At 44.0% G+C, this 12,830-nt stretch carries 12 protein-coding genes; 9 read left to right on the top strand and 3 right to left on the bottom strand.

The window, feature by feature from the left end:
* Positions 1-824 precede the first annotated feature (824 nt).
* The 6 genes from GQS64_RS11235 (at position 825) to GQS64_RS11210 (ending at position 7,860) form a co-directional block, all read left to right on the top strand.
* The gene (locus GQS64_RS11235) at positions 825-1,799 is read left to right on the top strand and encodes an ABC transporter permease (RefSeq protein ID WP_198231645.1); all 975 of its coding nucleotides are present in this window, start codon (positions 825-827) and stop codon (positions 1,797-1,799) included.
* Entirely contained in the window at positions 1,796-2,698 is a 903-nt protein-coding gene (locus GQS64_RS11230) for an ABC transporter permease (protein WP_198231644.1), read from the top strand. Before GQS64_RS11235 ends, GQS64_RS11230 begins: the two co-directional genes overlap by 4 nt.
* Positions 2,695-3,759 carry an ABC transporter ATP-binding protein gene (locus tag GQS64_RS11225; protein WP_198231643.1) on the top strand — a complete coding sequence of 355 codons (1,065 nt, stop codon included), beginning with the start codon at positions 2,695-2,697 and terminating at the stop codon, positions 3,757-3,759. Before GQS64_RS11230 ends, GQS64_RS11225 begins: the two co-directional genes overlap by 4 nt.
* Entirely contained in the window at positions 3,752-4,780 is a 1,029-nt protein-coding gene (locus GQS64_RS11220; protein WP_198231642.1) for an ABC transporter ATP-binding protein, read from the top strand. Before GQS64_RS11225 ends, GQS64_RS11220 begins: the two co-directional genes overlap by 8 nt.
* A 56-nt stretch (positions 4,781-4,836) precedes the next feature.
* On the top strand, positions 4,837-6,405 hold the full coding sequence (locus GQS64_RS11215; RefSeq protein ID WP_198231641.1) for an ABC transporter substrate-binding protein: 1,569 nt from the start codon (positions 4,837-4,839) through the stop codon (positions 6,403-6,405).
* A gap of 165 nt (positions 6,406-6,570) precedes the next feature.
* Complete coding sequence (locus tag GQS64_RS11210; protein ID WP_198231640.1) at positions 6,571-7,860, top strand: acyl-CoA thioester hydrolase/BAAT C-terminal domain-containing protein; 1,290 nt, start codon at positions 6,571-6,573, stop codon at positions 7,858-7,860.
* Between the two features lie 627 nt (positions 7,861-8,487).
* Here GQS64_RS11210 and GQS64_RS11205 read toward each other — a convergent pair.
* Complete coding sequence (locus GQS64_RS11205; RefSeq protein ID WP_198231639.1) at positions 8,488-9,018, bottom strand: HPP family protein; 531 nt, start codon at positions 9,016-9,018, stop codon at positions 8,488-8,490.
* Positions 9,019-9,202: 184 nt separating this feature from the next.
* Here GQS64_RS11205 and GQS64_RS11200 point away from each other — a divergent pair, with 184 nt between their 5' ends.
* From GQS64_RS11200 to GQS64_RS11190, 3 genes are all read left to right on the top strand, one after another.
* Positions 9,203-9,829: a TetR/AcrR family transcriptional regulator gene (locus GQS64_RS11200; RefSeq protein WP_198231638.1), complete on the top strand. Its 627-nt coding sequence runs from the start codon at positions 9,203-9,205 to the stop codon at positions 9,827-9,829.
* Complete coding sequence (locus tag GQS64_RS11195; protein WP_198231637.1) at positions 9,829-10,506, top strand: glutathione S-transferase family protein; 678 nt, start codon at positions 9,829-9,831, stop codon at positions 10,504-10,506. The genes GQS64_RS11200 and GQS64_RS11195 overlap by 1 nt, the downstream gene beginning before the upstream one ends.
* A 351-nt stretch (positions 10,507-10,857) precedes the next feature.
* A complete protein-coding gene (locus tag GQS64_RS11190; RefSeq protein WP_198231636.1) occupies positions 10,858-11,370 on the top strand; it encodes a ClbS/DfsB family four-helix bundle protein in 513 nt (170 codons plus the stop codon).
* Between the two features lie 151 nt (positions 11,371-11,521).
* Here the strand turns inward: GQS64_RS11190 and cydX are convergent, their stop codons facing one another.
* Positions 11,522-11,647: a cytochrome bd-I oxidase subunit CydX gene (gene cydX, locus GQS64_RS11185; protein ID WP_077993656.1), complete on the bottom strand. Its 126-nt coding sequence runs from the start codon at positions 11,645-11,647 to the stop codon at positions 11,522-11,524.
* 24 nt (positions 11,648-11,671) lie between these two features.
* Complete coding sequence (cydB, locus tag GQS64_RS11180; protein ID WP_198231635.1) at positions 11,672-12,823, bottom strand: cytochrome d ubiquinol oxidase subunit II; 1,152 nt, start codon at positions 12,821-12,823, stop codon at positions 11,672-11,674.
* Between the last annotated feature and the right edge of the window lie 7 nt (positions 12,824-12,830).

Genomic DNA, 12,830 nt, shown 5'->3' with positions numbered 1-12,830 from the left:
ATGCATATTTTCGGCAATATATTTAAAAGCCGTGTTCCAGCAGCGGCGATTTATCGGTTTTAAAATCATGGAGTTTGACAATTTTCTTTAGATCAGAAGCACCAATATGCGTTTTGATCGTCAATTTCCATAGTAGCACTGTGCCCAGCACGATAGCCAGTTTCGCTCTTTAAATTTCATCCGCGACAAAACGGTAGAAAATCAGGACATCAAAAACAATGTTTGACGGCTCTTAATTCGCTTCAATCCAAACTTATAAGAGTCAGTTATCGGAAAACCGCTCGATTTAATAGGCTCTATTTCGTTGTTGGACGCGATTTTATTGAAGATTAAATTACCAAGACAATTCGATAAAACTTCAACAGTCTCATATTAGCAGTTACTATTTTTAGCTTGAGGCATATTGCTCCTGTTTTCAGTTTGTTGATTCACCATTCTATGCCTCTGACATAATCAATACCTGTCAGGGATGAAACGGGACATAGCTTGTTAGGGAACATTCGCGCAAAGCGGTTTAAGGACGGCACTAACAATGCCGGACACTAGATTCATTTATCTCGATAAACGGCGAAAAAGAGAAAAAATACTTATAATAATATAAAAAACAAAAATAAATTCCTCTCAATCATTTTCTTATATAAATAAAATATAGCCAAGAAAATAAACTACACTTGAAAAAAGGCAATTCTAATAAAAGGGCCAATTCTAATAAAAAGGAAAATCCGAATAAATTTGTAGTCAAAGTTTTGCATCTTCAACGCCGATCTTTGGGGGGTATTTTATCATCGGGTTGGAGATATTTTAAGTAAAGCCGGGAATTTCATATGGTTTTGTGGGTAGCAATCAGAATTTTTCAAGCTCTGATTATTGTATTTTTAATGTCTGTTATTGTTTTCATAGGCCTGCATGCCATTGGTAATCCGGTTGATATTTTGATTGGTCAGGATGTGGTTCAAACCGAACGCGCACGTATTATTGCGGCGATGGGGTTGGATAAACCGTTATATTTACAATATTTTGATTTTTTAAAAGGTTTGTTATCAGGCAATCTGGGAAACAGCTTTACCTATCACGTTCCCGCTGTAACACTGATTTTGCAACGTTTGCCGGCCACTTTTGAATTGGTCGTGGTAGCTATGGTTTTTGCTGTCGTCATAGGCGTTTTACTCGGAGCAATAGCGGGCCTACAACCTGAACGTCCTTGGTCGCGGCTCATTATGGCTGGAAGCATCTTCGGATTTTCTCTCCCGACCTTTTGGATAGGGCTGTTGATGATCCAGTTTTTTTGCGTCAATCTTGGTTGGCTTCCTGCAAGTGGAAGAGGCGAAACAGTCGAGATTTTGGGTATTGATTGGTCTATTTTTACATTGGATGGCTGGCGTCATCTTTTATTGCCTGCATTGACCATCTCTTTTTTCAAACTGGCAATGGTGATACGTTTAACACGTGCCGGCGTTCAGGAAATTCTGCCGCTTGACTTTGTCAAATTTGCACGCGCTAAAGGCCTTTCTCCGTTACGGGTTATTATATTTCATATTCTGCGCAATACACTGATCCCGCTTGTTACCGTATTGGGTTTGGAATTTGGCTCTATGATTGCCTTTTCTGTTGTAACAGAAAGTATATTTTCCTGGCCGGGTGCGGGAAAGCTAATTCTTGACAGTATCAATAATTTGGATCGTCCGGTGATCGTCACCTATTTGATGATAATTGTATCGATATTTGTTTCAATCAATCTGGTCGTGGATATTCTCTATAAAATACTGGATCCGCGTGTTCGTATCGAGGCGGGTCGATGAAAAATACTCGAAATCAATTTCTAAAGGAAACACCTTGGAAGCGACATGTCGTTGATTATTTCAGGTCTCCTCTTGCCGCATTTTCACTTGTCATTGCGTTGTTGTTTATTATAGCCGCAATCTTTGCGTTCTGGCTTGCTCCGCAAAATCCTTATGATCTCGGCAAAGTGGATGTTCTGGACGCTTTGCAACCTCCTGGAGCTTCGGGAGTGGCAGGAGACCAGAGATTTCTGCTTGGTACCGATGGACAGGGAAGAGATATTCTTTCAAGCATCATTTACGGCTTGCGGACAAGTCTTATCGTCGGTGTGGGAGCGTCGACCGCTGCGGGAATGATAGGCATATTTTTAGGTCTGGTTGCCGCTTATTTTGGTGGCAAAACCGATGCGTTCGTCATGCGGGCAGTCGATTTGATGCTATCGTTTCCTTCTATCCTTGTTGCGATGATGATATTGGCTTTTCTGGGGAAGGGACTGGAAAACGTTATTATTACTCTGATTTTGTTGGAATGGACCTATTACGCACGTACAGCGCGTTCACAAGCATTGATTGAACGTCGGCGTGAATATGTGGAGGCGGCAACTTGCCTCGGTTTTTCCAATTTCAGAATTATGATAAGACAGATTTTGCCTAACTGTATGCCCCCGCTTATCGTTATCGGAACTTTGCAAATTGCCCGCGCAATTACATTGGAGGCGACATTAAGTTTTTTAGGTGTCGGCGTCGACGTGACCGAACCCTCTCTTGGAGCTTTAATCAATAATGGTTCACAAGAACTGCTTTCCGGCAGATATTGGATCAGCTTTTACCCGGGCATAGCTTTATTGCTGTTATTATTATCGTTCAATCTCGTCGGTGACCGGTTGCGCGAAGTTTTAAATCCGAGGAGCAATTCATGACGGGATTGTTACCCTCTGTTTCGGCATGTGGTGATGTGCTTCTCGATGTTTGTGAATTAACAACGAGATTTTCAAATCGCGGTGTCAGTTTTCCGGCGGTTGACCATGTTTCATTCACTCTCAAGCGCGGTGAAATACTCGGGCTTGTCGGTGAATCGGGATCGGGAAAGTCGGTAACCGGATTTTCAATTATGGGACTTGTTGACCCGCCCGGAAAAGTAGCCGGCGGAAAAATACTATTTAAAGGGCGTGATCTGTTAACGATGCGGGAAAAAGAAATGCGATCATTGCGAGGCAATAAAATTGCAATGATCTTTCAAGATCCGATGATGACACTTGATCCTGTCATGCGCATTGAAAAACAAATGACCGAAGCAATATTTGCCCATAGCAAAGTAGGCAGAAAACAGGCTTGGCAATGGGCACGCGACACATTGGGTCTTGTCGGCATTCCCAGTCCGGAAGAACGTTTAAAAGCTTATCCGCATCAGCTTTCGGGTGGAATGCGCCAACGTGTAGCGATTGCAATTGCACTCTTACATAAACCTGAACTGATTATTGCCGACGAACCAACGACAGCTCTTGATGTCACGATCCAGTCGCAGATCTTATCTGAAATTCAAAAACTGGCCACCCATTATGGAATGAGCCTGATCTGGATTTCGCATGATCTATCGGTTGTAGCAGGTCTCACAGATAAAATTGCCGTTATGTATGCCGGACGTATCGTAGAGCAGGGATCTGTAAGCAATGTTCTCGATCATCCGCAGCATCCTTATACATCGGGATTGATAAACAGTTTGCCGAGTCATAATGCGCGCGGCCATCACCTTGCCCAAATTCCGGGGATGACGCCAAGCCTTGCAAATTTGCCTGAAGGATGTGCTTTTTTTGACCGTTGCCAAAGGGCAAGCGCGCAATGTCAACAAGCTAAACCCGAATTGACGCAGCAGGGACCCGACCAGTGGGTGCGGTGTTATCATCCAACAGATGATCTTGTTGCCCATAAAACTATGACGGATCATGCCGTCGCAGGTCGTGAGTTGTTGCCAAATGTCTGAATGCATAGAAAACACAAAAGCGACTGCGCCTCTGATCGCCCTTCACAATATTTCAAAAATATTCGGAAGAAGGAAAACAGGCTTTTTCGAGCGTCAATTTATCAGAGCCGGACTAGCAGATACCCCTCCACAAACGCATGCACTTGATGGAATAGAGCTGGCTATCGGGGAAGGTGAAGTGGTCGGGCTGGTAGGAGAATCCGGTTGTGGAAAATCAACGCTTGGCCGCATCGCCGCCGGACTTCTGCACCCTGATAACGGAACAAGGTTGGTTAAGGGGAAAACATTGGAGCAGATGGGCAAGGCAGAGCGAATGAAAGCCCGCCTTGAAGTGCAGATGATATTTCAAGACCCTTATGCAAGCCTCAACCCGCGTCAAAGGGTCGATCAGATTATAGGGGATGCTCCGCTCGTACATCAGCTCTGTTCACCTAAAGATGTGGACAATTATGTAGTGGAGATGATGCAGCTTACGGGACTTGATCCGCAGTTCCGTCAACGGTATCCGCACCAGTTTAGTGGTGGTCAGAGACAACGCATCGGCATTGCCCGTGCTTTGGCGGTGAAACCGTCTATGCTGGTTTGTGATGAAGCGGTTGCCGCACTTGATGTTTCTATTCAAGCTCAAGTGTTAAATCTGTTTATAGATCTGCGAGAAAAATTCAATCTCAGTTATCTCTTTATCAGTCATGATCTGGGAGTGGTCGAGCATATTTCCGATCGTGTCATAATCATGTATTTGGGGCGAATTGTTGAAAGCGCACCTGTCGAAGACATTTTTCGCTTTGCCAATCACCCTTATACAAAAGCTTTGTTGGAAAATATTCCACGCATTGATCGCCGCAAACATGTTTTTGCACCGCTAAAAGGTGAAATACCAAGCCCTAACCATCCACCTTCGGGGTGTCATTTTCATCCACGTTGTCCTTTTGCAATCGAACGCTGCAAAACAGAACGACCAAAACTAAGGGAGGTGGCCCCCAAACATTTGAGTGCATGCCATTTGAACGACCAACTTTAACAGATCGACAAGAATAAGCCCGAAACAAAACGAACCAGGGCTGAAATGGAGAGACAATGAAGAAATTATTGACATCTATTGCGGCCACCTTACTGGTCGTTATGAATTATACTGCATCGGCAGATGATTTGAAGATAGGCTTTGCCGATCCGATCTCGTCAATGGATCCGCAATTGAACAATCACGCCGGTGACCGCTCGAACGATTTACACTTCTGGAATTTTCTAACGCAGATCAGAGATAATCGCGTTGAGCCAGATTTGGCTTCAAGCTGGAAAACGTTGGACGACAACACATGGGAATTCAAATTACGAGATGATGTAAAATGGCAGGATGGTACACCGCTTACTGCCGACGACATTATTTTTTCCTATCAACGTGCACGAAACGTTCCGGGATCGGTTGCGAGTTTCTCCGGTTATTTACGCACGATTGCATCTGTCGAAGCCAAAGATCCGCATACGCTGATTATTAAAACAACAGTACCAAATCCCGATATACCGCTCAATGTGGCTTCTGTTCATATTGTCAGTAAACACATTGGTGAAAACGCAACCACCGACGACTACAATTCCGGTAAAGCGATGGTGGGCACGGGGCCTTTCAAATTCCAATCATATGTTCCAGGCGACGTTGTTACCATGACACGCAGTGACACATATTTTAATGGTAAAAGCCCTTGGGACAATGTGATTTACCGCTACATTGCAAATCCCGCATCGCGTACGGCAGCCTTATTGGCCGGAGATGTGGATGTTATTGATAAAATTTCTGCGTCCGATCTTGTCCGTTTGCGGAAAAATGAAAAAGTCAATGTCTACGAATATCCGGGTTTGCGGGTAATGCTGTTGCAACCGAGTTTCAATCCGGCTCCGAATGCCTATATCAAGGATAATAATGGCCAAGCTCTTGATAAAAATCCGCTAACAGATGTTCGCGTCCGTCAAGCACTGAATATAGCCATCAATCGTGATATTATTGTTGATCGCGTTTTACAGAATTCGGCAACAGTCGCCAGCCAATGGATGCCCGAAGGCGCGCCGGGTTACAATGCCCGCTTCAATAAAATCGCATTCGATGTTGATAAGGCAAAAAAATTATTGGCCGACGCCGGCTATCCTGAAGGTTTCCAGATGATTATACACGTGCCGTCCGATCGTTATCCGCTCGGACCTGAGACAGCTCAGGCTGTGGCTCAGTTCTGGACAAGGATCGGCGTAAAAACCAAGGTGGAAGTTGTGCCATGGGCGGTTTATGCCTCGAAAGCACGTTCAAATGACTATGCTATGACGATGTTGGCCTGGGGGAATGGTACGGGCGAAGGCTCGTATGCGCTGGTCAATGTTTATGCTACAGTCTCTCCGGAAAAAGGTCTCGGCGCGTCGAACTGGGGGCATTACTCAAGCGAAGCCTTGGATCAAATTCTGGCGAAATATACCGAAACTTTCGATGATACGGAACGCGCCAGAATCATGGACCGTGCAGTCGAAATTATCAATGATGATGTGGCCGCTATTCCCCTCTACCACTACAAAAATATCTGGGCAACGCGCAAAGGTTTAAAGGTGACACCTTTAACGAGTGATAGAACAGTTGCACAAATGGTAGAAAAAATAAATGAATAAGCCATTTATTTTATAATATAAATATCCACTATTATTATATTTTGTAATAATAGTGGATAATAATATACGTTACAATGAACATAAATAAATGATAAAATTGTTATAAAATTGAATAATAATTATAAATATAACTAATATTTATCAAAAATATGTAGGCTCGAACTCATGACAACCCAATTGAAACTGACAATCACACCCAAAAGCGCATTGATCGACGAAAGCCGCCATATTCTGGTCGAGGGCGCCAAACCTTCTTCGGTTGTCGAGATCAATAGCCGAACCATGCGCAGGGAAAATTGTTGGCGTAGTCGAGCACTTTTTATTGCCGCACCGGATGGAACAGTCGATACTTCGCGCGATGCGCCATTCGACGGTGATTACACCGGAGTGAAGCCGATGGGGCTTATATGGTCACAACGGCCTGAAAATAAAAATGTAACCGAAATTTTCCCGCCGGATGTTCGTGATGAGCTCGTCACCCATATCGAGGTCAAGAATAAAAATGATGTCGTTTCGGATGTGATGATTCAATATTTATGCAAACCGGATATTCGTATTGAACGGATTCATAAAAATGGTTTGGTTGGAACGTTATGTCTTCCCGCCGGAGAGGGGCCGTTTCCTTCCATTTTAATTCTGAATGGTTCTGGTGGTGGTATAAATGAACCGAGGGCGGCAATTTGGGCTTCCCATGGTTATGCAGCATTTGCATTGGGGTATTTCAAAGTAGAGGGATTATCGAATTATATTTCAAATACGCCGCTCGAATATTTCAAAAAAGGTCTGGATTTTTTACATCAGGAGGTTCGTCCTCGCGATAATTTTGTGGCAATTGCCGGTCAATCGCGCGGTGGTGAATTGGCTTTGTTAATCGCCAGCCTTTATCCCGAAGACATTTCCGCTGTCATTGCCTACCTTCCCGGCAGTGTGGTTCACAGTGGTCAAAATGCATCCGATCCGGCAGTTGGCCGAAACGGTCCGGCATGGTTGAAAGACGGCAAACCCTTAACGCATTTGATTGATGGTAACCGGACAGCAACATGGGAACCGTTTGACAATGGCCCTGAGCCGCACCGCCATGAATTGGCATTGCGCACGGCTTTGGCAGACGACGAGGCAGTGGAACGCGCACGCATAAAGGTAGAAAATATTAAAAGTCCGATCATTTTGCTATCGGCTACAGATGATGGTTCCTGGCCTTCAAGTTTCTATTGTTCAATGGTTGTAAACCGACTTGCAGCATCAAACTACCCTTATAATGTCGAATGGTATGACTATTCGGGTGCGGGACATGCAATCGTCTTTCCATATGTTCCGACCACTGCCATCAGTTATAGCCATCCGGTTTCCAAAAAGGTGAGTACCGGCGGCGGAACGCCGGAACGCAATGCATTTGCCAATGAGGATTCATGGAATAAAGTATTGTCTTTTGCAGAAAGTGGTTCAAAAGGGTAAAAAATAAAGAGAGGAGGAAGGGGGCCGGTAGAAAGCGTTTTGCAAAATGTCTCGATGCATAGATTTTTATTAAGTGACGACTGACAGGCGCTAAACTCCAAATCTTCAAGCATTGTAGCCTCTTTCTGCCTTGGAATGATGATACGATCACTGGCTACAATCAACAGTTGACGTATCATTCCTTTCACTTTGCTAAGTATATGACTTAATGGCAACTTCTGTCATTGTTACTTGCTCGTTGCTTGTCGGGATAACGTGTTGTAATTGCAAGCCGCAGCAGGAAGCCGCGTTACGAATAAATGAAGCCGCGTTAGGAATAAATAATGTGGCCTTTGAATATCCGTCCTTAAGTTGCCTGAAAGGACTTTGTTGGTCTGAAAAAGCCGATTTTCCATCTCTTCCGACGTATTTGCACCTTCAGTTATCAAATGTCTGGTCTGAACGCGGCGGTATTTGGCACTCGTTCAAACGCATGGTAATAGCCACAACTCTTCCGAATATTGACCACTATAAGTTTGATGTTTTTTCGCAATAGGACGTGCGTAATATCTGCAATCTTTTCTGCAATCAGGTTCTTGCGCTGCGAACTTAATTTATTTGAAGTTTGCAACGAGATATAAGGCGCAATTACCACCAATATTTTGGCCAGTTTTTACCCGCGCCTATGTTGTTCACAACGAATGCAATAGCAACAAGAATGATAGAGCCAAGAAAAACAGGTGCGAATAAAAATGACCAACCAGGACAACTCGCCAAAAACACGACTATGGGATCCGCGCCGGCGGGAGCATGAATGGTTCTGGTGAACTGCATGAGACCTATAGCCAAACCGACAGCAAGACCCGTTTCCCAAACCCCGTGACCGATCAGGTGGAAAACAGCCAAGCCTACGAATGTCGAAAGAAGATGACCTCCTATCACGCTTCCAGGCTGCGCCAGCGGAGATTCGGGCAATGCGTAGAGCAATACGCATGTGGCGCCAAAGGGAGCCATGATGAGCGGAACATGATAATGTCCGGCCATAAATGCCAAAATTAATATGCTGACCATGCCACCGGCAAATCCTGTCAGAATTTGCAATGACGAAGGTCTGGCCGGCGTTTTCGAGGTAAGGAAAAGTGTCATTCGGCTTTTGGGGGCATCGGTAAGATCACTCATTTAGCTATTTCTCCGGTAAGGGGTTGAATTTTTAATAAGAATGAGATTAATGTTAATACTTAACAGACCTGTCTGTTATTTTTGAAACTTAACAGACCTGTAAGTAAATTATCAATATGCCGCAATCATAGATGTTGCGTGTAAATGGAAATATTTTTCTAAAAAAATGGCTTAAGGTAGAATAATGACACTAACTAAAGAAATGCCATCAAAAAAAGAGGCAGGGCAACGGGTAAGTAAAAGACAGGTTTTATTGGAAACCGCCTTGCGACTGTTCAATGAACATGGTTACGCCAATGTTGGTGTGGACCGGATAGTAGGGGAAGCAAAGATTGCAAAGCCGACATTATACGCCCAGTTCGGGACAAAAAATGGTCTCATAGAGGAAGTGTTAAAGCTTCGAGATGATAATTTTATGGAAAGCTTACAAACTTATGTCGACCAAGCGCCTGACGGAGCTGTTTCAAAAGTCACCGCTATTCTGGAGTGGCATAAAAAGTGGTTTACCGAACCCGATTTTTTTGGCTGTATGTTTATAAAAGCTTCGGAAGAGTTCGGAAAAACGAATGAACAGATTTCTGCAATCGTAAAAAAACATAAGGATTCTATTTATAACCTGATTCATCAGGTGATAGAGCCTGATTGCAAGGAAAAAACAGATCAAGTCGCTTCAGTAATCATGATTATACTGGAAGGATTGATTGTTAATTATAATATTTACGGTGATTTAAAGCCGTATGAAGTAGCAACCACAACTGTAAAAGAATTGCTGAACTCAATAAGTCCTCGACTGAACAAGGATAAAAAATAATGTATACGCTTTACATCGCAAATAAGAACTATTCGTCGTGGTCCCTAAGACCGTGGGTTCTTCTAAAGACACTGCAAATACCATTTAAAGAAAGCCAACATTTTCTTTCAGGGGACACCACCTATCGCGATTTCAAAACCTTTTCTCCATCAGGTAGGGTGCCGGTTCTCTATGATAACGATACCATCATTTGGGATAGTCTTGCGATAGTCGAATATCTTTTTGAAAAACATGACAGTGTTTGGCCAATGGATCGTCGTGCAAGAGCTTGGGCCCGAAGCGCAGCAGCAGAAATGCATTCTTCTTTCGAGGCGTTGAGAACACAATGCCAGATGAACTGCTCCGTCGAAGTGAAATTGAATGAAATACCCGAAAACCTCAAGAAGGACATTGACCGTATCGACGAGTTATTTGAAAGTGGGCTGGATCAATTCGGTGGGCCTTATCTTTCGGGGCACGAATTTACTGCTGTTGATGCATTTTTCTGCCCCGTTGCATTTAGAGTTCGGGCATATAACTTACCTTTAAATACAAGATCCCGAAACTATCTGGATAAATTATTACAATTGCCTGCCATGGAGGAGTGGTTTGATTCAGCGATTAAAGAACCCCGATATGATGTCTACGAGCAGGCAACCAAACAATACGGCTCCATCATAAAAGACATGCGTATTTAACTCTTCATTTGACAGGCTGTGTTCCATATATTTTCGCTATAAACCGGCTTTTACTGCAAAAAGCTTCAAACCACATTCCTTATTTCTTAAGAATTCGATATTTGAAGTGCAATTGACAATCATTTTGTTTTCTCTTGGCCGGACTGAGGGAGAAAAAAATCATTGTGAAATTTTTCAATTATCAGTCAACTTCAATCCGATGTCGGTTAGTGGCGAGGAATTTTGCAAGTTTAGACATGAACGGGTTTTATTATCGATTGTTCATAGAAATCTCGAACAAGAATCCGAGCGGCTCTATTCTTGCATTGAAAAACTGTTACGCTATTTTCGTAAGCGTCAGGCGAGGGAACAATGTCTATACCGCAAAATAAAGATGAATTGCTGAATGCAATTGAAACGGCTTTTTCCAAACTTGCTGAAGATTTGCGTAAAGTACCGGCAGATGTTTCCGGTTTACCGTTCATGGAGGGGCATTCTAAAGGCGAGCTTATGAGTGTTTCAAATCTCGTTGCCTATCTTTTGGGGTGGAACAGGCTTGTCCTGAAATGGTTGAAAAGGGATGAAAAGGGCGAACCCGTCGATTTTCCTGAAACCGGCTTCAAGTGGAATGAACTTGGTGAACTCGCCAAAAAATTTTATTCCGATTATCAGAATGTTCCTTTTGCTGATCTTGTTGATCGGCTTTGTCAGGCAAAAGACCAAATTATTGTCGAAATTTCCAAACGGAATAACAAAGAGCTTTACGAAAAAGAGTGGTGCGGAAAATGGACAATGGGGAGGATGATCCAATTGAACACCTCTTCTCCCTATTCCAATGCGAGAAACCGCCTGCGGAAATGGTTAAAAAATCTGGCTGCTCAATAGCGATGATTTCAGAGTGCATAAATTGAAAAGCGAATAGACCGGTAGTCGGGCTTTTTAAAACGGCGATCAGGGAAGAAAATTCTGTGAGAAAAATAAAATGCCGCGGAGAGCAAAGAGCTTTCCGCGGCAATGATTTTTGTTTTTTTTCAGGCTATTCGGATTTATTCTCGCCTTTATTTTGTTTGGCGCTGTCGTCTGTCAATTCATACCACATCGCATTCAATATTGCGAAAGCGGCAGCAAGCGGAAGGCCGAGAGCCCATGAAAAATACCACATGGAATTTCCTTTCAAGAGTAGCAATCAATAGGATTGCTTGTTTCCTTCGATTGTTTTGACGCTGACTTTTCCCCAAAGGATTTTGTAAACCCAGCTTGTGTAGGCCAAGACTGTCGGAACAAAAATGACCGCGACAATCAGCATGACAAAGAGGGTGAAATGGCTTGAGGAAGAATCCCATACCGTAAGGCTCATCACCGGATCAATTGTTGAAGGCAGGATGAACGGGAACATTGCAATGCCAACGCTTGCGATAATGCCGGCAATGCCAAGTCCGTTTGTGATAATGGCAAGGACCGGTTTTCTCATGGAAAGACATGCCACTGCCAACAGCGGTGCAACAAGTCCGATAATCGGAACAAGCCACAAGATCGGTGTTTGATGGTAATTGTCAAGCCAACCTGAAGCATTGGTTGCAATCTGTTTCATCAACGGGTTTGAAGGGCCATTGGCAACCACACCACCGGTAATATGATAGCCGGTTGTTGCAAGGTTCAACAAAAGCCCGCACAAACCATAAAGAATGGTTGTGAGAACACCGGTAATCATGCCGATTTTGCGTACACGGCTGAAAATCGGATCGTCTGTTTTGACAGCAAGCCAGCTTGCCCCGTGGGTGAGCAGCATGACAATCGAGAGAACCCCGCAAAGGATTGCAAACGGGTTCAACAGTCCGAAGAACGAGCCGCGATAGAAAACCTGCATATCGGGTTTAATCTCGAAGGGAACACCTTGAAGTACATTGCCCATTGCAACGCCGAAAATCAGGCTTGGCACAAAGCCACCGACGAAAAGCAGCCAGTCCCAGGTTGACCGCCAGGTTTTGCTTTCGCGTTTGCTGCGGTATTTGAAGCCGACAGGGCGCAGAATAATGCCAACGAGCACAAGGAACATGGCAATATAAAAGCCCGAAAACGAAACAGCGTAAAGTTGTGGCCAAGCGGCAAAGATTGCACCGCCTGCCAAAATCAACCATACCTGATTGCCTTCCCAAACCGGCCCGACCGTGTTGATGACGATGCGTCGTTCAAGATCGGTCTTGCCCACAAAGGGAAGCAACATACCGGTTCCCAGATCGAAACCGTCCATGACTGCAAAGCCGACAAGCACAATGCCAAGCAGCAGCCACCATATGATACGTAACACGTCATATGAAATCAAATCGTGCAAAATCATGATTTTA

This window comes from Bartonella sp. P0282 (assembly GCF_048452985.1).
In the GTDB taxonomy this organism is placed as follows: Bacteria; Pseudomonadota; Alphaproteobacteria; order Rhizobiales; family Rhizobiaceae; genus Bartonella; species Bartonella choladocola.
The sequence above is the reverse complement of the archived record's forward strand: the minus strand, read 5'-3'. Positions and strand labels throughout refer to the sequence as shown.